The sequence below is a fragment of the Streptomyces sp. NPDC006385 genome (assembly GCF_040612485.1).
Classification (GTDB): Bacteria; Actinomycetota; Actinomycetes; order Streptomycetales; family Streptomycetaceae; genus Streptomyces.
Map to the genome: position 1 here is coordinate 160,371 of NZ_JBEXQG010000005.1, position 21,842 is coordinate 182,212.

The 21,842-nt window shown below is 70.9% G+C and carries 21 protein-coding genes, 1 other RNA gene and 4 pseudogenes; 11 read left to right on the forward strand and 15 right to left on the reverse strand.

What is annotated here, in order from left to right; all coding sequences use genetic code 11:
* Positions 1-34: 34 nt before the first annotated feature.
* The gene (locus tag ABZ078_RS05690; protein ID WP_356571962.1) at positions 35-361 is read right to left on the reverse strand and encodes a nuclear transport factor 2 family protein; all 327 of its coding nucleotides are present in this window, start codon (positions 359-361) and stop codon (positions 35-37) included.
* Positions 362-519: 158 nt separating this feature from the next.
* Between ABZ078_RS05690 and ABZ078_RS05695 the strand changes: the two genes are divergently transcribed.
* Positions 520-1,086 carry a DoxX family protein gene (locus tag ABZ078_RS05695; RefSeq protein ID WP_356571964.1) on the forward strand — a complete coding sequence of 189 codons (567 nt, stop codon included), beginning with the start codon at positions 520-522 and terminating at the stop codon, positions 1,084-1,086.
* 33 nt (positions 1,087-1,119) lie between these two features.
* Here the strand turns inward: ABZ078_RS05695 and ABZ078_RS05700 are convergent.
* The 3 genes and pseudogenes from ABZ078_RS05700 to ABZ078_RS05710 all read right to left on the reverse strand — a co-directional run.
* Positions 1,120-1,512: pseudogene (locus tag ABZ078_RS05700) on the reverse strand (hypothetical protein); the annotation flags it as partial.
* Between the two features lie 22 nt (positions 1,513-1,534).
* Positions 1,535-3,034: an alpha/beta fold hydrolase gene (locus tag ABZ078_RS05705; RefSeq protein WP_356571966.1), complete on the reverse strand. Its 1,500-nt coding sequence runs from the start codon at positions 3,032-3,034 to the stop codon at positions 1,535-1,537.
* 187 nt (positions 3,035-3,221) lie between these two features.
* Complete coding sequence (locus tag ABZ078_RS05710) at positions 3,222-3,446, reverse strand: hypothetical protein (RefSeq protein WP_356571968.1); 225 nt, start codon at positions 3,444-3,446, stop codon at positions 3,222-3,224.
* Positions 3,447-3,652: 206 nt separating this feature from the next.
* Between ABZ078_RS05710 and ABZ078_RS05715 the strand changes: the two are divergent.
* Positions 3,653-3,848 (forward strand): annotated as a pseudogene (locus tag ABZ078_RS05715) (IS1380 family transposase); the annotation flags it as partial.
* Positions 3,849-4,006: 158 nt separating this feature from the next.
* Positions 4,007-4,462 (forward strand): hypothetical protein, encoded by a 456-nt coding sequence (locus ABZ078_RS05720; protein WP_356572106.1) that lies wholly within the window; start codon positions 4,007-4,009, stop codon positions 4,460-4,462.
* 125 nt (positions 4,463-4,587) lie between these two features.
* Here the strand turns inward: ABZ078_RS05720 and ABZ078_RS05725 are convergent.
* Positions 4,588-4,701: pseudogene (locus ABZ078_RS05725) on the reverse strand (DDE endonuclease); the annotation flags it as partial.
* 255 nt (positions 4,702-4,956) lie between these two features.
* Between ABZ078_RS05725 and ABZ078_RS05730 the strand changes: the two are divergent.
* Positions 4,957-5,748 (forward strand): aminoglycoside adenylyltransferase family protein, encoded by a 792-nt coding sequence (locus tag ABZ078_RS05730; RefSeq protein WP_356571970.1) that lies wholly within the window; start codon positions 4,957-4,959, stop codon positions 5,746-5,748.
* Between the two features lie 169 nt (positions 5,749-5,917).
* A pseudogene (locus ABZ078_RS05735) lies at positions 5,918-6,148 on the forward strand (transposase); the annotation flags it as partial.
* Between the two features lie 714 nt (positions 6,149-6,862).
* Here ABZ078_RS05735 and ABZ078_RS05740 read toward each other — a convergent pair.
* From ABZ078_RS05740 to ABZ078_RS05750, 3 genes are all read right to left on the reverse strand, one after another.
* Entirely contained in the window at positions 6,863-7,231 is a 369-nt protein-coding gene (locus ABZ078_RS05740) for a hypothetical protein (RefSeq protein ID WP_356571972.1), read from the reverse strand.
* Between the two features lie 1,203 nt (positions 7,232-8,434).
* Positions 8,435-8,846, reverse strand: an RNA gene (rnpB, locus tag ABZ078_RS05745) — RNase P RNA component class A.
* A 28-nt stretch (positions 8,847-8,874) separates the two neighbouring features.
* Positions 8,875-9,453, reverse strand: a complete 579-nt coding sequence (locus tag ABZ078_RS05750) for a Uma2 family endonuclease (RefSeq protein WP_356571974.1) — start codon at positions 9,451-9,453, stop codon at positions 8,875-8,877.
* Between the two features lie 163 nt (positions 9,454-9,616).
* Here ABZ078_RS05750 and ABZ078_RS05755 point away from each other — a divergent pair, with 163 nt between their 5' ends.
* Positions 9,617-10,372 (forward strand): MerR family transcriptional regulator, encoded by a 756-nt coding sequence (locus ABZ078_RS05755; RefSeq protein ID WP_356571976.1) that lies wholly within the window; start codon positions 9,617-9,619, stop codon positions 10,370-10,372.
* Entirely contained in the window at positions 10,369-10,980 is a 612-nt protein-coding gene (locus tag ABZ078_RS05760; RefSeq protein ID WP_356571978.1) for a hypothetical protein, read from the forward strand. Before ABZ078_RS05755 ends, ABZ078_RS05760 begins: the two co-directional genes overlap by 4 nt.
* Here ABZ078_RS05760 and ABZ078_RS05765 read toward each other — a convergent pair.
* Positions 10,931-12,430 (reverse strand): RNB domain-containing ribonuclease, encoded by a 1,500-nt coding sequence (locus ABZ078_RS05765; protein ID WP_356571980.1) that lies wholly within the window; start codon positions 12,428-12,430, stop codon positions 10,931-10,933. The two genes, ABZ078_RS05760 and ABZ078_RS05765, sit on opposite strands and share 50 nt — an antisense overlap.
* 73 nt (positions 12,431-12,503) lie before the next feature.
* Here ABZ078_RS05765 and yaaA point away from each other — a divergent pair, with 73 nt between their 5' ends.
* Both yaaA and ABZ078_RS05775 read left to right on the forward strand, forming a co-directional pair.
* Positions 12,504-13,286, forward strand: coding sequence for a peroxide stress protein YaaA (yaaA, locus tag ABZ078_RS05770; RefSeq protein ID WP_356571982.1), 783 nt, complete (start codon positions 12,504-12,506; stop codon positions 13,284-13,286).
* 68 nt (positions 13,287-13,354) lie between these two features.
* A complete protein-coding gene (locus ABZ078_RS05775; protein WP_356571984.1) occupies positions 13,355-13,987 on the forward strand; it encodes a bifunctional 4-hydroxy-2-oxoglutarate aldolase/2-dehydro-3-deoxy-phosphogluconate aldolase in 633 nt (210 codons plus the stop codon).
* On the opposite strand, the gene ABZ078_RS05780 is transcribed toward ABZ078_RS05775, so the two are convergent.
* The 3 genes from ABZ078_RS05780 to ABZ078_RS05790 are packed head-to-tail and all read right to left on the reverse strand — an operon-like array spanning position 13,970 to position 16,801.
* Positions 13,970-15,169, reverse strand: coding sequence for a bifunctional RNase H/acid phosphatase (locus ABZ078_RS05780; protein ID WP_356571986.1), 1,200 nt, complete (start codon positions 15,167-15,169; stop codon positions 13,970-13,972). The genes ABZ078_RS05775 and ABZ078_RS05780 overlap by 18 nt on opposite strands.
* Before the next feature lie 34 nt (positions 15,170-15,203).
* Positions 15,204-15,947, reverse strand: a complete 744-nt coding sequence (locus ABZ078_RS05785; protein ID WP_356572100.1) for a C4-type zinc ribbon domain-containing protein — start codon at positions 15,945-15,947, stop codon at positions 15,204-15,206.
* Positions 15,944-16,801: a Nif3-like dinuclear metal center hexameric protein gene (locus tag ABZ078_RS05790; protein WP_356571988.1), complete on the reverse strand. Its 858-nt coding sequence runs from the start codon at positions 16,799-16,801 to the stop codon at positions 15,944-15,946. Before ABZ078_RS05790 ends, ABZ078_RS05785 begins: the two co-directional genes overlap by 4 nt.
* A gap of 222 nt (positions 16,802-17,023) precedes the next feature.
* On the opposite strand from ABZ078_RS05790, the gene ABZ078_RS05795 reads away from it, so the two are divergent.
* Both ABZ078_RS05795 and ABZ078_RS05800 read left to right on the forward strand, forming a co-directional pair.
* A complete protein-coding gene (locus ABZ078_RS05795) occupies positions 17,024-18,370 on the forward strand; it encodes a hypothetical protein (RefSeq protein WP_356571989.1) in 1,347 nt (448 codons plus the stop codon).
* 98 nt (positions 18,371-18,468) lie between these two features.
* Complete coding sequence (locus ABZ078_RS05800) at positions 18,469-18,621, forward strand: hypothetical protein (protein ID WP_356571991.1); 153 nt, start codon at positions 18,469-18,471, stop codon at positions 18,619-18,621.
* 100 nt (positions 18,622-18,721) lie between these two features.
* On the opposite strand, the gene ABZ078_RS05805 is transcribed toward ABZ078_RS05800, so the two are convergent.
* Genes ABZ078_RS05805 through ABZ078_RS05815 form a run of 3 tightly spaced genes read right to left on the reverse strand, consistent with a single transcriptional unit; the run spans position 18,722 to position 21,682 of the window.
* Complete coding sequence (locus ABZ078_RS05805) at positions 18,722-19,660, reverse strand: 3-oxoacyl-ACP reductase (protein WP_356571993.1); 939 nt, start codon at positions 19,658-19,660, stop codon at positions 18,722-18,724.
* Positions 19,661-19,671: 11 nt separating this feature from the next.
* The gene (locus ABZ078_RS05810; RefSeq protein WP_356571995.1) at positions 19,672-20,748 is read right to left on the reverse strand and encodes a Zn-dependent alcohol dehydrogenase; all 1,077 of its coding nucleotides are present in this window, start codon (positions 20,746-20,748) and stop codon (positions 19,672-19,674) included.
* Positions 20,749-20,806: 58 nt separating this feature from the next.
* Complete coding sequence (locus ABZ078_RS05815; protein WP_356571997.1) at positions 20,807-21,682, reverse strand: MaoC/PaaZ C-terminal domain-containing protein; 876 nt, start codon at positions 21,680-21,682, stop codon at positions 20,807-20,809.
* Positions 21,683-21,842: the final 160 nt, after the last annotated feature.

Here is a 21,842-nt window from a genome sequence, read left to right on the forward strand (position 1 = left end):
GCGAAGGCAAGCCCCTGCGGTTGTCCCCGACCGGCTACGCCTGACCGGTCTCGAAGCGGGAGATCCTGCCGTCGTCCTCGACCTCGAAGTGCCACCGGGTGCGCATCTCGCCCCAGGTGTCGTTGCGGTAGGAGGCGATGAGGTCGCGGCCGTGGTTCGACTCGTTGTCGACCTCCAGGTGACCGTTGGAGGTGAAGATCTCCCGGTCGATCCAGTCGGTGAGGTCGCGGTCGGTGCCGTCGTCCGCCATGGTCGCGCCGGGCGCGAGGACCTTCATGAAGCCCTCGCGGTCGTGGGCGTTGACCGCGGCGACGAAGGCGCGGACGGCCGGGTCGCTGAGTCGGGACGTCTGAATCGTCATACCGGTCAGCCTCACACCGGCCCCCGCACCCCGCCACCCGAACGGCGGCGAGGGCAGGCCGACCGGGTGTCGTCGGTGGGACGGTGGATACGCGGGAGGAGTGCTGTGCCTGCCGCCCGTTCCTGCCGACTGCTCAACCGCTGTTCATTGGAGTCACCATGAGCGCATTCGACCGACGTGATCTGGGCCTGCTGCTGCTCCGGCTGGGAGCCGGCGGGGTGCTGGCCGCGCACGGCACGCAGAAGCTGTTCGGCTGGTTCGGCGGGCACGGCATCGAGGGGACCGGCCAGTTCATGGAGTCGGTCGGCTACAAGCCGGGCAAGGCGAGCGCGACGGCGTCGGGCCTCGCGGAGACCGGTGGCGGCACGCTGCTGGCGCTGGGCCTCGGGACGCCCGCCGCGGGTGCGGCGGCGGCCGGCGCGATGGCGGGGGCGTCCGCGGTGCACGCCCCCAACGGCTTCTTCAACCAGGAGGGCGGCTACGAGTACGCGGCCACCCTCGGCCTCGCCGCGACGGGCCTCGCGATCGCGGGGCCGGGCCGGCTCTCCCTGGACCACGCGCTCGGCCATGTCCTGGACCGCGGCTGGATGGTGCCCACGGCACTCGCGGCGGCGGCCGCGGTGACGGCGCTGGTGGTGGGGGCGCGCAACAAGCGGCTGGACCGGGCGGAGAAGGAGGAGCAGGCGGGACTGTTCGACGAGCAGGAAGCGCTGTTCGGGGAGTGACCCTGGCCAAGGCGCACGCGTCGGGCCCGGCGCCCTGGCCGGCGTCGGCAGCGTCAGCACCGTGCCCTCTCCGCTCGCCGACAGCAGCGGCGAACCGTCCGGAGAGCGGGTTCGGTGCGCGGTACGACCCCCGGGGGGCCCGACCGGCAGGTCCTCGGCGTCGACGCGACTCTCCCGTCGTCAGGGACACCGCGCGCAGCCGGCGCGGCCCGCTCTCCACCGTGAACAGCTCGTCGCCCAAGACCGCGAGACCCTGCGGCGCGTCGAGCCCGTCCACGACGACCGCGGGCGGCCCGTCCGCCCGGTCCGCAGCACCGCGCCGAGCCGCTCGTCGCTGACGTGACAGCGCCCCTCGGCGAGCACGGTGAGGGCGTCGTTCTCGTCGACGGCCACGACCCGGCCCGCGTCGGACTCGGCGACGACGATGCCCTCCGGGCCCTCTCCGGGGTCAGGTCCAGGGCGTGGCCACGAGCCGGATCCTCGCGGCGCGGCCGACGAGCGGTGCGGCGGTGGTGGGCAGGTGCAGGTGGGCGACCCAGCGGTTGGGGGTGGGGTCCTCGTCGACGCGGGGTTCTCCGGCGACGTGGTGGTCACGGATGGCGCCTTCGATGTCCGAGTTCCAGGCGGCCCAGATGCCGGGGCCGGCCTCCGGTGTGCCCACGTCGATGACGAGGGTGTCGGAGAAGTCGGCGGACTGCTCCAGGTGGTCGCCGAGGCTGAGGATGCCGCGCCGCTCGCGCAGGGAGATGAGCCGCAGTTCGAGGATGAACCGCATGGGCTCGTCCGTGGCGGCCCGCAGACCGCTGTTGAGGAACGTGGTCGCCAGCGACACCGACGCCTCACCCCCGTCCACGGGCGGGTCGAGCTGGATCGGGCACCAGTGGGCCGCGAGCCGTTCGTGCATCACCACGGGCAGCCCGCGCACCGACAGCCGGACCTCGGCCTGCCAGACGAGGCCGTCGCCGCCGGGCAGCCGGTAGTCCACCAGCGACGCCTCGATCCGGGTGTCCCCGAACAGGAACCGCCGCAGGTTCTGGTAGCCCTCCTCGGAGTTGACCATTCCGTAACGCCCGCTGTGGCTGCGGTGCACGAAGGCCCGGTGGGCGCCCGGCACATACGCCCGCTCGATCTGCACGAGCCCGTCGCTGCGCGGCCCGACGGCGGCCGCGGACAGCCCGAAGGCGACGTCGTAGTCCGTCGGATCGGTGCCGACGAGGCAGAAGACCCGTTCGAGGGGCAGCCTCCCGGGGCCCTGCGGCATCACGCGGGCGTCCCAGCCGCCGGGCGGGCCCCCGGGGTCCAGATCGGCCTGCGGGGTGAGGTACTCGTACATCCGCCGGGGCCCGAAGATGTCGGCGCCCTGCAAGCCGAAGGTGTCCCGGACCCGTTCCAGCAGCCCGCCCCCCAGTTCGAAGGCGATGCCGCCGTGCGGGGTGCCGTAGGTGAACAGCTTCGCGACGCAGTCGGCGTCCCGCCCCCGGTCGGGCAGGACCTTCTGCAGCAGGCAACGGCAGATGAGCCCGCCCATCGAGTGGGCGACCAGGATCACGGCGGGCGCGCCGGTCTTCTCCCGCAGCCGGTCGATGAGGTCGAGCAGGTCGGCCGCGGCATGCTCCAGCCGGTACTCCTGGGGGCTGGCGCCCCAGGTGGTGGCCGAGCGGTCGTAGAAACGGTGGATCCAGACGGTGTGGGCGGGAATCTCCGCGTGCGCCGCGAGAGAGGCCTCCTGGTTCCCCTTCACGAGGAGTTCATAGCCCTCCTCCCGCAGCAGGCGCAGCAGCGGGCTCTCGAACTGGTGAAAGAGCGGCTGGTTGTGCGCGCCGACGCGGACGTGGGTGGAGCCCTCGTTGAAGCCGTAGAAGGGGTCGTCCACGGCCTTGTCGATCCCCCGGGTACCACCGGCGAAGCCGCGGACGTAGACGAGCGGGAGTCTGCGGTCGTCGTCCACGTCTTGCCCTCCACACGGCACCGGGGTCGGGGAGCACCTGGGTCCGGGCGCACCGGGGTCCGGGTCCACTCCTCTTGACTCCTGAGTAGAGGAAGCCCGGGGTTTCGGCATGCGGGGAGGGCCCGTGAGGGTGATGGGCGGGGCAGACGAGTCGGGCTGTACGCCGGGGAAGATCACCGCAGCGCTATCACCTGCGCAAACGTGCACGGTGACCCTCTGCTCGTCGAATGCCCGTGGGGATCGGGTAGGAGCCGGTGACAGTGATGATCTCCGCCGCCGTGGCCCCCTCAGCCTCGCCGTACAGGTGCTCCACGTTCAGCACCGCGGCGCCGTTCGAACCGCTGGTGACCCGGATGCGGTCGAGCTGCGTACCGTCCGACCCGGCGTAGATCTGCGCGTCGCCGGTCCACACGCCGTTGTCAGCGTCGCGGCCGTCGAGGCTGGCCTGGAAGACGTACCGGAGGTCTCCTTCTCAGCACCGCCAGACAGACCTAACGGAGCCCTACTACTGCGGTCACAGAAATACCGACGCACCCGAAGTGGGACCGTGACCCGCCGTGATCCCCAACAGGCTTTCATCCGGGCTGCGTTGGTACGGCTGTGCACGCGTCTCGCCCGCTGGAACTGCGGCACCGCCAGCGGGCCCGCGCCGAGAATCCGCATACGCACGACCCGCGCCGCCGGCCTGCGCAACCTTCCCCTGCACGGCGCGGCGCAGAACCAGGCTTGGCTGGAGATCGTCCAGTTCGCCCTCGGCCAACTCGCCAGGATGCCCCTGCTCACGCTTACCGGCATCGCCCGGCTCTGGGGCCCCGCCGCCCCATACAAGAGAGGCCACGCCGGCAAGCTGACGAACCTCACGAAAAATCGAGGCTGGGAAGTACGAATGTTGCATCAGTGCTGTCTCTTCCTTGTGCGTCTGCTGTACGGGCGCTCACCGGCTCCGGGCCACAGTGAGTTCGCTCCCCTCCAGTGGAGGAGAGCGACTGGCACATCGACCGACCCGAGCAACCCGGTTCCGGCCCGGAGACTCTTCTCAAGGGAGTATCGATGAAGGCGAAAATCAGAATCCCTCTTGGCATCGGCGCGACGATGCTCGCCCTCGCGGGAACGACAGTGGCCATGGCGCCCTCTGCCTCAGCTGCGGGCATCGAGGCCCAAATGCGGATCTGCACCCATGCCGGCGAGCGAGGCGTCTTCAAGATCCGTGGACTGAATCAGCACTGGCAGTTTGTCTCCACTGGTGAAATCTTCGTCAACACGAACAGCTGCGTCACTGTGCACGGCTGGTGGTGGAAGACCGGAAGCGAATACGTCACCTACGTCGACCGCATCATGAACGGCTGCTCGGCCACCGACACGTTCAGCATCCCCAGGAGCTTCGCCGGGGGCACCTACGGCAGGAGTTACACCTGTCTGAACTTCTGACCGGTCGCTTCGTTCCGCACGAGAGCCGGTCGACCGACCGGCTCTCGCCGCCTCATCGCCAGAGCGGACCGTATCGGGTTCCGGCCCGCTGATCCGACAACACCTCAGCTGAATGCGTGATGTCGTCATGGTGGCTGGCGTCGGAGGCCGGTGCCAGTGAGGCAGCCGTCCAGGACGTCGTGGCGGTACTGGAGCCGGCGTAGGCCGCGTCGGACGGCAGTGATCAGGTCATCCGGGTCTGGACCTACTCCTTCGTATAAGCACCGGGCACCCCGCTACGACGTCGGGAAAACCGTCAAACGCCCCGAGACCCTCAAGGCCATCGGCAAGCCCGCAAGATCTTGGTAGATAAAGAACAAGCCTAGGGCCTCTTGCGAAAGTGCCGGTCACAGTAACTCGTTGGCGGTTGCAACCAACACACTCGCGTGATGGCGGACCGTGAGCCGCCCCATAATGCCGTGCAGTCGGACCGGACGACGGGAGACACTGGCGCGGTGAATCAGCTTCAGGAGATCGCGGGATTGGCCGGTGGTGTGCTGAGCGGGGATCTCATCGGCGCCTACCTTCACGGATCTTCCGTGCTCGGAGGCCTCAGACCAGCCAGCGACCTGGACGTACTGCTCATCTCCCGGAGGTCGATGGACGAGCGGGAACGACGGGCGCTTCTCGGTGGCCTGCTCGGGATCTCCGGCTCCCGGAACAAGGCCCGCCCGGTCGAGCTCACCGTGGTCGTCCAGTCCGAGGTCCAGCCATGGCGATACCCTCCGACCTGCGACTTCCTGTACGGCGAGTGGCTGCGCGCCGAGTACGAGGCAGGGAAGGTCCCCCGGCCGGAGCCGATGCCCGATCTGGCCCTGCTGATCACGATGGCGCGGGCCGGCGACTACCCCCTCGCCGGCCCGCGGCCGACACAGATCCTCGGCCCCGTCCCGCACTCCGACCTGGTCCGGGCAAGCGTCGCGGGCATCCCCGACCTGCTCGACAACCTGGACGGCGACACCCGCAACGTCCTGCTGACTTTCGCACGCATCTGGACCACGCTCACCACCGGCCAGATCAGGCCGAAGGACGCTGCCGCCGACTGGGCCCTCGCCCAGCTCCCTCCCGAACACCGCCCCGCTCTCGAGCACGCCAGGCAGCTCTATCTCAACTGCCATTACTCCGAAGAAAGCTGGAGCGAGACGTTGCAGGCACAGGTCCGTCCGCATGTGGACCACGTGCTCGCCGAGATCGACCGGTTGAGCACCCAGAGCCTGCGGACACAAGAACCGCTCCCGAGGTCCTGATCACCGAGAGTGTTCCGACTGCGCGGTCAAGCCACTCGTTGATGGCCGCGACCAGCACAGTCGCCCCAGTGGACGTCAAGTCCGATCTTCCCTGGTTCGTGATCGCTCGATCGTGGTGCTGATCGCCGTACGGGGCGACCGTTCGCCATGTGCATGCCGGGATGCGGCCATGGGTCGAGGACCGTATCCGAGTGACTTGTCGGATGAGCATTGGGTGTTGATTGAGCCGATGATCACGGCCTGGAAGCAGGCGAGGGTGGCGCGGTCGGCGACCGGTGTTCCCGGGGCCTGCGATCTGCGGGAGGTCGTGAACGCGATCTTCTACCAGAACCGGACGGGCTGTCAGTGGCGCTACCTGCCCCATGACCTGCCGGCCTGGTCGGCGGTGTTCCACTACTTCACCGAGTCCAGCCTGGCGCGACACCCTCGGACTGGCCGCGTGAACGTCATCGAGCTCCTGGCCGACCTTCAGGCCCAGCACGACAAGGCCGCAGCCCGTGCCGACGAACCGCGTGACCAGATCCAGCACTTGACCGCCGCCCTGACCGAGACCGAAGCGCGACTCGCGAACCTGGTCACCACCCGGAAGGTCATCGCCGAACTCGCACCGGCTTCAGGCCAACCCGCACCGCCCGAGACGAACACCGCCTACCAGGCCATCGTGAACACCTTCAACCAGCGTCCCGATCAAGAGTTCCGAGCCCGTGAGCTGCACGAACTCCTCGGCATGCCCACCGACGAGGCATCCGTCGACATCACCCGAAGCCGCCTCGGACGCCTCACCCGCCAAGGCTTCCTCACTCAACCCGGACGAGGCCGCTACCAGAAGCGGACTTGACGTCCACTCAGATCCTGAATGAGTCCTTCTGCCAGGGTGCGGGTGCCGGGTCGTGGTCGGAAGCGGAAACCACCGCTGCTGGCCCGATGACCAGCGTGCTGTGCTGGAACGCTGGACCCGGCGGGCGAACGCCCATGCTCTGGCGTTACGGGCGCGAACGGTCGTACATCCCAGTGCGCCAAGAGTTCGGCTCGCAGTCCGCGCGTCGCCTGCCGCTGCTCGAACGGCAGGCGACGCGCACAGATCGGATCCGCGAGCTACTGGTGCACTGTCGGGTTACGGAACATCAACCCACCAGTTGGAGTAGTTGCCGGTCATCGTCCGGTTCGCCCAGGCCCGCACGCTCGTGTCGCAGCTCGAGTCTCCGAACGATCGAACCAGCACTCTCTGGTCCCTGAGCAGGTAATACCCGGTGGAGGTGTCCCGTCCGGACTGCACCGCCCAGCAGCTGATGTAGTGCGGGTATCCGGAGCTGTCGTACCAGAACAGCTCCACACTGCCGGTCCCGGCAGGCACACTGGTCAGCATCACGTTCTTCCAGTCAGCCGCTTGCGCCGGGGCGGCGGAGACGACGGTACCCGCGACGCAGACGGCCGCCGTGGTCGCGGCGAGACCGACTCGCCTGAGAACTTTAGAGACGCTCAATTTGCCCTACCTTCGATCATGTGACAAGGCGTGCCGACTTGAAGTCCGGCTTGGACGCAACACTCTGAGATGGGCGGCATCACTCCCGCCGACGGACTTTCAAAGTGTTGGCAGTAGCAACGCCCGTGCACTTCCGGGGCTGTTGCTTGGAAGCGAAGCTTGCCGGAGGGGGAGAGCGACGACCATAGACGCTCTGTCAAATTCCGGGCTGTCGCTCTGACACTTCGCCAGCCACGACATCCTCGCCTCGCCCGACCCGGCCAGCGGAAACACCGCCACGCAGAGCCACGCCTACGACGGCCGGACGACGGCCCGAGACGCTCTGTCGGCGACGGCTGAAGGTCGTTCCGGATCACTTTCAGTGCTGGAGGCACGGAGGGTCACCACAACCGCGATCAGGAACGGCCGTGGGTGATGTGCTCCTCCATGACTGTGGTTCCGCCAGGTCGAAGGCGTAGTGATCGAAAACGCGGTGGTCGACGGCAAGTTGGTTGTCGTGCGTGCCCGCGCATCGGCAGAGCGGGCCGGGTGTTCGGCCTGCGGGACGACGTCAGGCCGGGAGCAGGGTAGGTACGTACACGCGCCTCGCCGACACTGCAGTCGACGGGCATCCGTGGTGATCGAGTTACAGGTCCGGCGGTTCCGCTGCCGCGACCGCGCGTGCGGCGGGCCACGTTCGCCGAACAGGTCGACGGGCTGACCGTCGACCTCGGCTGTTGCAACGTCAGGACCGTCCGGCGGCCGGCCGCGACGCTCCGGCCGGAGGGCTGATGGCGACGCAACCGCCGGATGTGTGGGCGCGTACCCTCGTCTGCCGGAACCACTTCAACGACGACGCGTGGAAGCCCACGCTGCTGAAGCTGGGCGTCAAGGACGAGGAGTGGTGCGGCCCGGCTTGCTGGCAGTCGGCGGGAAGCGCCCCCGTGAGCAGGGTTGTCAAAGAGGTACTGGCTGAGCGGGACTCCATACCCTGCTCAAGCATCGCGGCGGGACCGCCGGATAGCCCAGGACAAACACTGTCTGCCGCAGGTCAGGCCCTGCCGTCGCCGTTCTGGGGTCCCGTGCCCCGTGGCTACGTTCATGGCTGCGTACGTAGCCGCGCAACCCCGTTTGCACCGGTACGGAACGGGGTTTGATCAAGCCCCCTGATTCGACAAAAAGGTCCCCTGACCTGCAAGTTAGCCGGTCAGAGGCGCCTAGCGGCAGACGAGTCGGGCTGTACGCCGGGTTCTGTTCCCAGGGCTCCTCGCGGAGCCCCAGGCGACGGCCATCCATCTAGGACCGGCGTTGCCGCCGGCCTCCTGCGGTCTACCCGCGGACTCGGGCGGGCAGCCCTCGAACGTCCGCGCAGAGCGCTTTTCACGGCGCTCCTCTTGACCTTGCTCCGGGTGGGGTTTACCTAGCTGCCCAGGTCACCCTGGGCACTGGTGGTCTCTTACACCACCGTTTCACCCTTACCGAGGCCCGTACGGATACGGTCCCCGGCGGTCTGCTTTCTGTGGCACTGTCCCGCGGGTCACCCCGGGTGGCCGTTAGCCACCACCCTGCCCTGTGGAGCCCGGACGTTCCTCGGGAAGCCCCCTGAGGGGCTCCACGCGGCCGTCCGCCCGGCTCGTCTGCCGTGTCGACCATGGTACCGGAGGTCAGAGGAAGTCCGACGTGTCCAGGTCGAAGGCGAAGGGCTCCGGGAGGGCGAGGCGTTTGCCGAAGGGGAGGGTGAGGTGCTGACGGTAGTCGTCGCTCTCAGGGTCGCTGAACAGCGTGACCTGAGAGGTGTCGCGGTCCACGAGGAGGTACAAGGGGATGCCTCCGCGGGCGTAGCAGCGACGCTTGGCCTCGCGATCGGCCCTGGGTTTGGAAGACGTGACCTCGACGACCATGGCAACGCCCTCGCAGGGCATCCAGGAGTCGGCGCCTCGGTAGAGCCGCAGTTCTCTGGGGGCGAACGTGCCGTCCGGGATCACGTGGTCCTTCGGGCAGCCACCCCCGCTCTGCAGCTTCAGCCCCTTGTTCCCAGAAAACTGCATGTCGGTCCGTGACCGTCTGATCACCTGGGTCACGATCAAGCTGATGCAGTCCTCGTGATCCCCGTCCGGCGGCGGTGTCACGACGATCTCCCCCTCGATCAGCTCCGCCCGGAAGCCCTCCGGGGTGTCCAGGGCGAGAAAGCCCTCCAGCAGGACCTCTTCCTGCGTGAGCGGCTCATGGGCCATGGCAGTCATGTCACGCCCCTCCTTCTGTCGCCCGTCAGACTGGGACATCGGAAGATCACCTGTCCGAGAGATCGGAAACCGTTCCTTCGATCGTGGCACACCAACAAAGCCGCCGTCAGGCGGCGAGCCGTTCGCTTGACCCTGCCGCGACGTCAACGTCTGTACTGATCCCATGCGGATCGGAGAACTCGCCGCCGCCGTCGGCGTCACCACGCGGACCGTGCGGCACTACCACCATCAGGGGCTGCTGCCCGAGCCCGAGCGGCGGCCGAACGGGTACCGGGAGTACACCCTGCGGCATGCCGTCATGCTGGCGCGGATCCGGCGGCTGACGGAGTTGGGGCTGGGGCTCGCGGAGGTGCGGGACGTGCTCGCCGAGGATGCCGGGAAGGATCTCGTCGAGGTGCTCACCGAGCTCGACGAGGATCTCGCCCGGCAGGAGGCGGCGATCGGGGAGCGGCGCGCGCGGCTGCGGGCGTTGCTGGAGACGGAGGGCGGGCTGCCGGACGAGGGGCCCGTGTCGCCGCGGCTGGCCGCCCTGTTCCGGGACATGGCGCAGCTCTCCGACTCCCCCATGGCCGCCAAGGACCGCGAGATGCTCGCGTTGATCGAGACCACGGCGGATCCCGAGGGACGGGAACGGCTGATGGGTGCGCTGGGGAGTGCGCTCACCCGGCCGGGCGGCAAGGAGCGGGCCCTGGCCGCCTATGCCCTGCTCGACCAGCTCGCGGACGCCGGCTCCGACGATCCGCGCGTGGACGAGGCGGCCCGCGCCCTCGCCGACTGCCTGCCCCGCGACCTGTTCCCTGAGCCGCTGGACATCGACCCCGGCGACAGCTTCCTGCGCGCCTTCTTCGCCGACTTCGCCCCGGCGCAGGCGGAGGCCATCCGCCGTACGCTGCGGATCCTCGCGGAGGAGCAGGAATGAGCGCTCTCCTCGTCCTCGTCCGGCACGAGCTGCGGCTGCTCGCCGGCCTCGGGCTGTGGGTGACCCGGCGCCGGCACGGGATCGGCGACGGGTCCGCCTTCGGGTACGCGCGCGGGCAGGGGCCGGTGATGTTCGGGTTCGCCTTCGTGTGCGTGATCGAGTCGATCACCATGTCCGTGCTGCTGCGGGACCACCCGGCCGTGCACCGGGTGGTGTTGGTGCTGGACGTGTACACCGTCGTGCTCGTCGTCGCGATGCACGCCGCCTCCGTCGTACGCCCGCATGTGCTGGACGGCGGCTCGCTGCGCGTCCGGCGTGCCGCGCACGTCGATCTGCGCATACCGCTGGAGAGGATCGCCCGCGTACGCCGGGAGCCGCGCACCATCCATCGGCGGGCCGAGGGCGAGCTCGATGTCGTCATCGGCGCGCAGACCTCCGTGACGCTCGAACTCACCGAGCCGGTCGCCCACGTCACCTTCCTCGGCCGTCGGCGGGAGGTCCGCCTCGTGCGTCTCCACGCCGACGACGCCGACGGGCTCGTCAGGGCGGTCCAGGCCCTCAGGCAGGCTCGAACCGCACCTTCCGCACCCGCGGATCCGCCTGGGTGAGACGGACCCGGAGCCGTTCCCCGAGGGGCAGGCCGTCCGTTCCCTCGATCCGGCCGGTGACCGCCGGTGTCTCCAACTGCACAGTGCCGGAGGTCGATTGACGTTCCGTCACGTCCACGACCCAGCTGTCGAACACCTCCCCCACCCGGTCCTTCAGCAGCGCCGCCTCCACGATGTCCACGCACTCCCGCTCGACCGTGCCCGCGCGCCGCGTGCCCTCGGCCATCCGGGCGGGCAGTGTGTCGAGGGCGGCGCGGACCCAGTCGGGCACCGGCCGACCGGCGACGGCGGCCAGGCAGATCTCCGAGGCGTAGCGGTCGGCGAGGCGGCGCAGCGGGGCGGTGCAGTGGGTGTAGGGGGCGGCCACCGCGGAGTGGGTGGTGAGGGCGGGGAGGTCGCCGTCCCGGAAGACCGTGTAGCCGGCGCCGCGCAGCAGGGTCGTGCATTCCAGCAGGAAGGCGGCGTGGTGCGGGCGGTGCGGGTCGAGGGAGCGGACGACTTCGGCGTACGAGACGTGGTGCGGCCAGTCGATGTGCAGGGCGTGTGCGGTACGGCGCAGGCGGCCGACGGCGCCGTCGGGGGCGGCGGGGAGGGTGCGCAGGATGCCGGTGCCGTGCGCCAGCATCAGGTCGGCGGCGGCCATTCCGGTCAGCAGGGAGATCTGGGCGTTCCAGCGGTCGACGGGGTGCGGCGCGCGGTAGGCGAGTTCGTAGGTGAGCTCGTAGCCGTGATCGCGCTCGACGATCTCCTGCTCGGGGACGCCGAGCGAGATCCCGCCCCGCTCCTCCTCCAGCCGCTCCCGCAGCTCCGCGACCTCCTTCAGCAGCGCCAGCGGCTCCTCGGCCCTCCCCTGGTCGATCTCCCGCTGCGCGCCCGCGTAGTCGAGCTTGGCCCGGCTGCGCACCAGGGCACGGCGCACGTCGACGGCGAGCGTACGGCCCTCCGCGTCGAGGTCGACGCTCCACAGGACGGCGGGCCTGTCCTGCCCCGGGAGCAGACTCGCCGCACGCTCGCTCAGCGGCTCGGGGTGCAGCGGGATCCGCTCGTCGGGGAAGTACAGGGTCGTCACCCGCCGGTGGGCCTCCTCGTCCAGCGCGCCCGACGGTACGACGAAGGCGGCGACGTCCGCGATGGCGTACCGGACGCGGTAGCCGGTGCCCTGCCGGGACAGGTGCAGCGCCTGGTCGAGGTCGGTGGAGTCAAGAGGCGGTCGCGAAGCGACTCCTTGGAAGGGTGGTGGCGGGCGACGGGTGGGCGGGTCGAGGGTGAAGAAGGGGATGCCGGTGGCGTCGTGGGAGGGGAGGACGGGAGCCTTCGCGGTCCGCTCGGCCTCCGCCAGCACCTCGGGCGGGAAGCTCGCGGGGACGCCGAGTTCGGTACGCAGCGCGGTGAGGGCGGCCCGGAGGGGGCCCTCGGGGGCGCCGGTCACGCGGATGTGGCGGCGGGGCATGTGTCGAGCGTAGGGCGAGGGTCGCGCAGGGGCACGCCGTACGCTGGGGCGGAGTTCGACTGAAGGAGTACGTGTGCTTGTCCTGCTGCCGCCGTCCGAAGGCAAGGCCTCGTCCGGTCGGGGCGCCCCGCTGAAGCCGGAGTCGCTGTCGCTGCCCGGGCTGGGCGAGGCCCGTGCGGCCGTCCTCGACGAGCTCGTCGAGCTGTGCGCGGCCGACGAGGACAAGGCACGGGAGGTACTCGGGCTGAGCGAGGGGCTGCGCGGCGAGGTCGCCAAGAACGCCGGGCTGCGGACGGCCGGGGCGCGACCGGCCGGGGAGATCTACACCGGGGTGCTGTACGACGCCCTCGACCTGGCGTCGTTGGACGCGGCGGCGAAGAAGCGCGCGGCACGCGCCCTGCTGGTGTTCTCGGGTCTGTGGGGTGCCGTCCGGGTCACCGACAAGATCCCCTCCTACCGCTGCTCGATGGGCGTGAAGCTCCCCGGCCTCGGGGCGCTCGGCGCGCACTGGCGGGCGCCGATGGCGGACGTGCTGCCCGAGGCGGCGGGGGACGGGCTGGTGCTGGACCTGCGGTCGTCGGCGTACGCGGCGGCGTGGAAGCCGAAGGGCGAGGTGGCCGGGCGGACGGCGACGGTACGGGTGCTGCACGCGCCGACCCGCAAGGTCGTCAGCCACTTCAACAAGGCGACGAAGGGGCGGATCGTACGGAGCCTGCTGACGGCGGGGGCCGCTCCCGAGGGACCGGCCGAGCTGGTGGTGGCGCTGCGGGACCTCGGGTACGAGGTGGAGGTGGCGGCGCCCGCGAAGGCCGGGAAGGCGTGGACGCTGGATGTGCTGGTGACGGAGATCCACTGACGACCCGAGCCGTTGCACTGCTTGCAACGGCCTTTGCACAGGATGCTCACCGTCGGCAGGATGAGGCCATGGCCTCCGTCCTGGATCTCGCGCCTGTCGTCCCCGTCGTGGTGATCGACTCCCCTTCCACCGCCGTACCGCTGGCCCGGGCGCTGGTCGCGGGCGGGCTGCCCGCGATCGAGGTCACGCTGCGGACGCCGGCCGCGCTGGAGGCGATCCGGGCCATCGCGGACACGGTGCCGGACGCGGTGGTCGAGGCCGGCACGGTGATCACGCCGGAGCAGGTGGCGGACGCGGTCGCGGCGGGGGCGCGCTTCCTGGTCAGCCCCGGCTGGACGGACGTACTGCTGGACGCCATGCGGGGATCGGGAGTGCCGTGTCTGCCGGGGGTGTCGACCACGTCCGAGGTGGTGGCGCTGCTGGAGCGCGGGGTGCGGGAGATGAAGTTCTTCCCGGCCGAGGCGGCGGGCGGTACGGCGTACCTGAGGTCGTTGTACGGCCCCCTTCCGCAGGCCCGGTTCTGTCCGACCGGCGGGATCGGGCCCGCGACGGCTCCCGGCTATCTCGCCCTGCCCAACGTCGGCTGTGTGGGCGGGAGTTGGATGCTCCCGGCGGACGCGGTGACGGCGCGGGACTGGGACCGGGTGGAGGCGCTGGCGCGGGAGGCGGCCCGACTCGAAGGCTCAGGCGCGCAGGTGTGACGTGTCGTTGAGGAGCCGTACGCTCGCGTTGCCGTCCGCGTAGTACGCCACCGCCGACAGGGAGGCGGCCGAGAGTTCCATGCGGAACAGGGACTCGGGCGGGGCGCCCAGGGCGAGGCGTACGAACGTCTTGATCGGGGTGACGTGCGTGACGAGGAGGACCGTGCGGCCGGTGTACGCGGCGATCAGCTTGTCGCGGGTGGCGGCGATGCGGGTGGCGGTCGCGGCGAAGCTCTCGCCGCCGCCGGTGGGGCGGGCCTCGGGGTCGGCGAGCCAGGCGGTCAGGTCGTCCGGGTAGCGCTCGCGGACCTCGCCGAAGGTGAGTCCCTCCCAGGCGCCGAAGTCGGTCTCGCGCAGACCGTCGTCGACGGTCACCTCCAGGCCGAGGCGGGCGGCGACGATGCCGGCGGTCTCCCGGGTACGGGCGAGCGGCGACGACACGATGGCCTGGACGGTGCCACGCCGGGCCAGGGCGGCACCGACCTTCTCGGCCTGTTCCCGCCCGATGCCGGAGAGGGAGGGATCGGTACCGCCGCTGCCGGAGAAGCGCTTCTGGGGGGTGAGGGGCGTCTCGCCGTGCCGCAGCAGCACGAAGGTGGCCGGCGCCCCCATGTCGGCGGGCGCCCAGCCGGCCGAGGGCGTGGCGACGGTGCGCGCGGCCCTGACATCGGCCTCGGCCGCAGCCTCGGCGGGCGCGTCGGCCGCGGCCCTCGCGGCCCTCGCGTCAGCCGCGTCCAACTCCGCCGTGGAAGCCGCCGCGGACCACCGCTCCCCCCGCTTCCCGGCGTCCATCGCCTCGTTGGCCAGCCGGTCCGCGTGCTTGTTCTGCTCCCTCGGGATCCACTCGTACGTCACCTGCGGGGCCGGGAAGACCCGCGCCGCCTCGGACGCCAGCGGCTTCATGTCGGGGTGCTTGATCTTCCAGCGGCCCGACATCTGCTCGATGACCAGCTTGGAGTCCATGCGGACGTGGATCGTGGCCGTGGGGTCCAGCGCGTGCGCGGCGCGCAGGCCCGCGAGCAGGCCCCGGTACTCGGCCACGTTGTTCGTGGCGACGCCGATGTACTCGGCCGTCTCGGCCAGCGTCTGACCGGTCGCCGCGTCGATCACCACGGCGCCGTAGCCCGCGGGCCCCGGGTTGCCCCGTGACCCGCCGTCGGCCTCGACGATGAACTCCCGCACGACCCAAGCCCCTTGTTTACCGATGTACCGAGTCCTACAGACCCGACTCAGCCGTACGCACCAGGATCCGGCGGCAGTTCTCGCACCGCACCACCGTGTCCGGCGCCGCCGCACGGATCTCGTTCAGCTCGGTGATGGCGAGCTCCTGGCGGCAGCCCTGGCAGGTGCGCTGGTACAGCCTGGCCGCGCCGACGCCGCCCTGCTGCGCGCGCAGCTTGTCGTAGAGCTTCAGCAGATCGGCCGGAATGGCGCCCGCGATGACCTCGCGCTCCTTGGTCACGGTCGCCACCTCGCCGTCGATCTCCTCGAACGCGGCGTCCCGGCGGGCGGTCGCGTCGTCGACCTTCCCCTGCACGGCACCGACCCGCTCGGTCAGCTCGGCGACCCGCTCCTGCGCGGACTCGCGGCGCTCCATGACCTCCAGGACGATGTCCTCCAGGTCGCTCTGCCGCTTGGCGAGGGAGACGATCTCGTGCTGGAGGTTCTCCAGGTCCTTCGGGGAGGTGACGGCGCCGGAGTCCAGGCGCTGCTGGTCGCGGGCGGCGCGCTGACGCACCTGGTCCACGTCCTGCTCGGCCTTGGTCTGCTCGCGGGCGCAGTCGCTCTCCTCGGTCTGCGCGGCCACGAGCAGGTCCCGCAGCTGCGTGTGGTCCTTGGTCAGCGCCTCGATCTCGGCGTGCTCGGGCAGCGACGTCCGTCGGTGCGCGAGCTGCTGGAGGCGGACGTCGAGGGCCTGGAGGTCGAGGAGTCGGATCTGGTCGGCGGGCGCGGCGTTCAGTTGGGGGCTCCCATGGTTCGAGTGGGCGGGTTGGACGCCGCGTGGGCGGTCCAGGGGTCGGTGACCGTCTTGGAGACGTGGACGCGCAGGTCCCATCCGTGCCGGTCGGAGATCTCGTCGAGCTGGGCGGCGGCCAGCTCGCACCAGGGCCATTCGGTGGCCCAGTGCGCCGCGTCGAGCAGCGCGAGAGGAGTGTGGGCCACGGCCTCGGAGGCGGGGTGGTGACGCAGGTCCGCGGTGAGGAAGGCGTCGACGCCGGCCGCCCGTACCTGGTCGAAGAGGCTGTCGCCGGAGCCGCCGCTCACGGCGATCGTGCGGACCGTCGCCTCCGGGTCGCCGGCGACGCGGATGCCCTGCGCGGTGGCGGGCAGGCGCTCGGCGGCGCGGGCGGCGAGTTCGCGGACGGTCAGGGGGTGGTCGAGCTCGCAGACGCGGCCCAGCCCCCTGCGGCCCTCCGGGTCGCTCGCGTCGGGCACCAGCGGTCGTACGACCCGCAGGTCCAGCGCGCCGGCCAACGCGTCGCTGACGCCGGGGTCGGCGGTGTCCGCGTTGGTGTGGGCCACGTGCAGGGCGATGTCGTTCTTGATCAGCGTGTGGACGACCCGGCCCTTGAAGGTGGAGGCCGCGACCGTCGTCGTACCGCGCAGGTAGAGCGGGTGGTGGGTGATCAGCAGGTCGGCGCCCAGCTTCACCGCCTCGTCCACGATCTCCTGGACCGGGTCGACGGCGAACAGGACCCGGGAGACCTCCTGGTCGGGGTCGCCCACGACGGTGCCGACCGCGTCCCAGGACTCGGCCCGCTCGGCGGGCCACAGGTTCTCCAGCGCGGCGATGACTTCTGACAGACGGGGCACGAGGGAAAGGCTACCTGGCCGTTCCGTACGGCTGTACCGGCGCCGGAGCCGCCGGATCGCGCCCTGGGCCCTCCTCCGGCGACCGCTGGTTCCGCCCAGCACATCCGCCCCCGTTTCCTCAGGCGAATCGTTCCTCGGCCACCCCTTTGTGTGAAGGGGTGGCCTGGCGATCCCACGCCTGTGCGTGCGAAAACTAGCTTCGTCACTGGAGGTGACCGGACCATGACGGCCTGTGCTGTCGAGCCCGCGGCGGGGCATGAGGACGACGACCCGCCTCGGGCAGGATGCACGATCACTGCGGACGGCTCCTACGCCGCCCGCCTCGCGCTGAACGGCGACTGCTGGTTCCCGGAGCGCTGGACCCTGGACGGCCCCGAGCCCTACGCCGTGCCCCTGCCGGCCAACCAGCCCGAGGAGCCCGGCACCGAGGTGCAGCCCATGGGCGACGGCCGGGTCCTGATCCGCCGCCGCACCGACGGACGGCACGTCTTCTCGCTGCTCTACCCGACCGGGCCCGGCACCGGTGAGCTGCCGCTGGGCGCGGTCCAGTGCCAGGACGAGGAGACCCGGCTGCGGATGCTGCCCCCGGCGCCGGGCGGCGACAAGGCGTACGCGCTCGCGGCGGGCCGGCGCTCCAGCACGGTGTGGCTGGTGGCGGGGGGCGCCTTCGGGCCGGAGCACGTCGCGGAGATCCCGGGGCGCTGCTCGGGCGGGGTGTGGCTGGACCGGGGCGGGCGGATGCTGGCCCTCGACCGGGAGACGGAGGGCCGCACGAAGGCCGTCGTGGTCGATCTGGAGCGGGGCGGCGCGGTGTCGCCGCTGCTGCAGATCGCGGCCGACAGCGACGACCGGCTGCTGCTCGCCGACCCGGACAGCGGGCTGCTGCTGATCGGGTCGGACGCGCCCTCGCCGGGGCGGGCGCGGCTGGGCTGGGGGGTGCTGGGCAGCACGCTGCCGGTGCGCTTCCCGGAGTGCCTGCGGATGCCCGAGTGCGCGGTGACGCCGTTCGCGATCCAGCCGGGGCAGGCTCTGGTGCCGGAGAACTGCGGGGTGGCGCTGCGCATCGACGGGCCGGTCGGCAGTTGGGTGGGGGTGTGGCGGCCGGCCGAGCGGCGGGTACGTCATCTCGCCGCGCCGGAAGGATGGTTGACGGGCGCCGGGTTGTGGACGCCGGACGGGGTGCTCCAACTGCCGTACGCCACGGCGGAGGTGCGGTGCGGGGTGGCCCGGGTCGGGGAGCCGGTGGGCGAGGCGAGCGGGGAGACGAGGGAGGCGGCGGAGGCGCCTGGACCGGCATGGACGCGAGCGAGACCGGAGCGGCGACCGGAACCGGAACCGGTTCAGGATCCGGATCCTGAACCGGAATCCGAATCCAACCCGGCTTCGAACCCTGGGCCAGGATCGGGACCGAGAACGGGACCGAGAACGGGACCGAGTCCGGAGCCGATCCCGGATTCGGGATCGGATTCGGGATCGTCCAGGCCCTCGGGCACCGTCCCTCCGCGCGCTGTCGCGCCGCGTCCTGTGCCGTTGCAGCAAGCTCCCTTGGGTGGTCTTGTAACGAAGTAGTGGCGGTTGGTGTGGCCGTCTGGATTCGGCCCGTGGTGGGCCGGTTAAACTCGCCCGGCTGTTTGAAAGATCATGTTTTGACGGGGTGAGCTTTACCGATGAGCAACGCCAGCACGACCCAGCCGTCGCACGACGTCCAGGAGGCCGCCGGTCACGGCAGGCACCGGGGTCCGGTCTCGGCCCACGACAGCGAGACGGCCCCTCGCGGCCGTCACCGCAAGCCCGTCGAGGAGACCGAGAAGGCAGCCTGACGCCGCGCGCGCACAACGGCGAACGGCCCCGTCCCACGAGGGACGGGGCCGTTCCCGTCTTCTGCACCCGTCTTCTGCACCCGTCTCCTGCACCCGTTTTCTACTCCCGTTTCAACCCCAGCACCTCCGCCGCCCCGAACGTCTCCCCCTGCGGCCGCTGCGCGTAGTGCGCGGTGAGCAGGGCGTCGAGTTCGTCGTAGGTGAAGGTCTCCTGCTTGCTGTCGAACTTCGCCCGCACCCGCGGCCGTTCGACGATCGCCACCATGCCGCCGTGCACGACGAGCAACTGGCCGTTGATCCGGGCGGCGGCCGGTGCCGCCAAGTAGCCGACGAGCGGGGCGACATGCTCGGGGGCGAGCGGATCGAGGCCGTTGGCCGGTCGTTCGAGGCCCGCGAAGACGTCCTCGGTCATCCGGGTGCGGGCGCGCGGGCAGATGGCGTTCGCCGTCACGCCGTACTTGGCGAGCGCGAGGGCGGTGGAAGTGGTGAGCCCGACGATTGCGCCTTTCGCGGCGGCGTAGTTGGGCTGTCCGGCGGACCCGGCGAGGAACGCCTCGGACGAGGTGTTCACGATCCGCCCGTAGACCGGCCCTCCCGCCGCCTTGGACCGCTCGCGCCAGTGCGCGGCGGCGAAGCGCGTGGTGTTGAAGTGGCCCTTGAGTTGGACACGGATCACCGCGTCCCACTCCTCCTCCGACATGGAGAAGACCATGCGGTCGCGCAGGATGCCGGCGTTGTTGACCAGGATGTCCAGCTTGCCGAACTCGCTGATCGCCAACTCGACCAGCCGACCGGCCTGCTGGAAGTCGGCGACATCCCCGGTGTGGGCGAGTGCCTTGCCGCCCGCCTCCCGGATTTCGGCGGCGACCTCCTCGGCCGGCCCGGTGGACGCCTCGCCCGAGCCGTCCCGGCCCGGCTGCCCGTAGTCGTTGACGACGACGGCCGCGCCGAGCCGGGCGAGTTCGAGCGCCTCGGCCCGGCCCAGGCCGCGGCCGGCACCGGTGACGATGGCGGACAGTCCTTCGAGTGGCAGCGACACGGACACTCCCGTCAGATCTCGATGCACGTACGCAGCGACGTGCCCGTCCGCATCTGGTCCAGGGCCTCGTTGATGTCGGCGAGCGGCACACGGTGGGTGATCAGGCCCGCCAGGTCGATACGGCCGGCACGCCACAGGGCGATGGTCCGCTCGTAGGAGCGCAGGACGTCGCCGCCGCCGTACATGGACGGCAGGATCCGCTTCTCGTCGAAGAACAGCTCGAACATGCTGAGCTGGAGGAAGTCGTCCATGGCGCCCGCGCCGACGATCACGAGCGTGCCGCCGCGCCGCGTGTTCTCGTACGCCGTGCGGGCGGTGGCGGACCTGCCGACGACCTCGAAGACGTAGTCGAAGCCCTCGCCGGCGGTGACCTGTTGCTTGGCGTCGGGCAGTTCGTCCGGGGAGACCGCCCTGGTGGCCCCGAACTTCAGCGCCGACTCGCGGCGCGCGGCGACCGGGTCGACGGCGACGATCTCGGCGGCGCCCTTGAGCCGGGCGCCCTGGATCGCCGAGATGCCGACGCCGCCGCAGCCGATGACGGCGACGGACGAACCGGCCGCCACGTCGGCGGTGTTGAGCGCCGCGCCGAGCCCGGTGGTCACCCCGCAGCCGATGAGGGCCGCGATGTCGAAGGGGACGTCGTCGGGGATCGGCACCGCGCAGCCGGCGTCGACCACGACCTCCTCGGCGAAGGTGCCGGTGCCGGCGAAGCCGAAGACGTCACCGGCGGGGCGCTTGAAGTTGGGGGTGCCGGCGTTCATGAAGCCGGCCAGGCACAGCTGGGTCTGGCCGCGCTTGCAGGCGGGGCAGGCGCCGCAGGCGGGGAGCCAGCAGACGACGACCCGGTCGCCGGGCTTCAGGTGCCGGACGCCCTCCCCCACCTCCAGGATCTCGCCCGCGCCCTCGTGGCCGGGTACGAAGGGCGCCGGCTGCGGCAGCACGCCCGCCATCGCGGACAGGTCCGAGTGGCACAGCCCGGTCGCCCGTACCCGGACCCGCACCCTGCCCGGCCCGAAGCCCACCGCCTCGACGCCGTCGAGGACGTCGAGCTTGTCCTGGCCGATCTCGTGCAGTACGGCTGCTCGCATGGTGCGGCTCCCCTCAGGAGTACGGACGTGACGGGCTCGGGAGTACGGACGTGACGGATCAGGAGTGTTCGACGATCGTGTCGGCGAGGACGGGCGCGTCGTCCCGCTCCACCGCGCTCACCGCCACCCGGACCCGGCCCTCCTGCCGCCACATGCGGATGCGCAGGGTCTCCCCCGGGAACACGACTCCGGCGAACCGGGTGGTGTACGACCGCACCCGGGTCACATCGCCGTCGAGCAGGGCGTCGACGACCGCCTTGAGCGTGATGCCGTAGGTGCACAGCCCGTGCAGGATGGGCCGCTCGAATCCGGCGATCTTGGCGAACTCCGGGTCGGCGTGCAGCGGGTTGAGGTCGCCGGAGAGGCGGTAGAGGAGGGCCTGGTCCTCGCGGACGGGCCGCTCGACGACCTTGTCCGGGTCGCCGGTGGGTGGTTCGAGGCGTGCGGAGGGGCCGCGGTCGCCGCCCCAGCCGCCTTCTCCGCGTACGTAGATCTGCGCGTCGTTGGTCCACAACGGGCCGTCCGCGTCGCTGACTTCGGTGCGCATGACGAGGACGGCCGCCTTGCCCTTGTCGTGGACGGCGGCGATCCGGCCGGTGGCGGTCGCGGTGCCCGCCACGGGTACCGGGCGGTGGACGGTGAGCGACTGCCCGCCGTGCAGGACGCGGGCGAGGTCGACGTCGACGCCGGGCATGGACAGGCTGCTGATCACGCCGGGCGAGCCGGCGCCGGCGACGGTGGCGAAGCTCGGCAGGACGTGCAGCCGGGACTCCAGGAGGTAGCGCAGCTCGTCGGGGTCGGTGGCGGGGCCGGGGATGTCCGGGCGGGCGCCCGCGCCGATGCCGAGGTGGTAGAGCTGCACGTCCTTCGGGGTCCAGGAGATCTCCCCGGTCCGGGGTTCGGCGGCTACGGCCTTGGCGGCGTCGATGGGCATGGGGCTCCTGAGGGTGACGGAGTAAAGACCTCGGTACGGCCGTCCGCACCGTCGGCCGCACCGAGGTCGTCACGGGCCGATCTAGAACGCGTTCCAGTCCGGCGCCCTTTGTATAGCCCAGCGCAGCGCACTTGTGAAGGCTTCTGACACTTCATCAGCC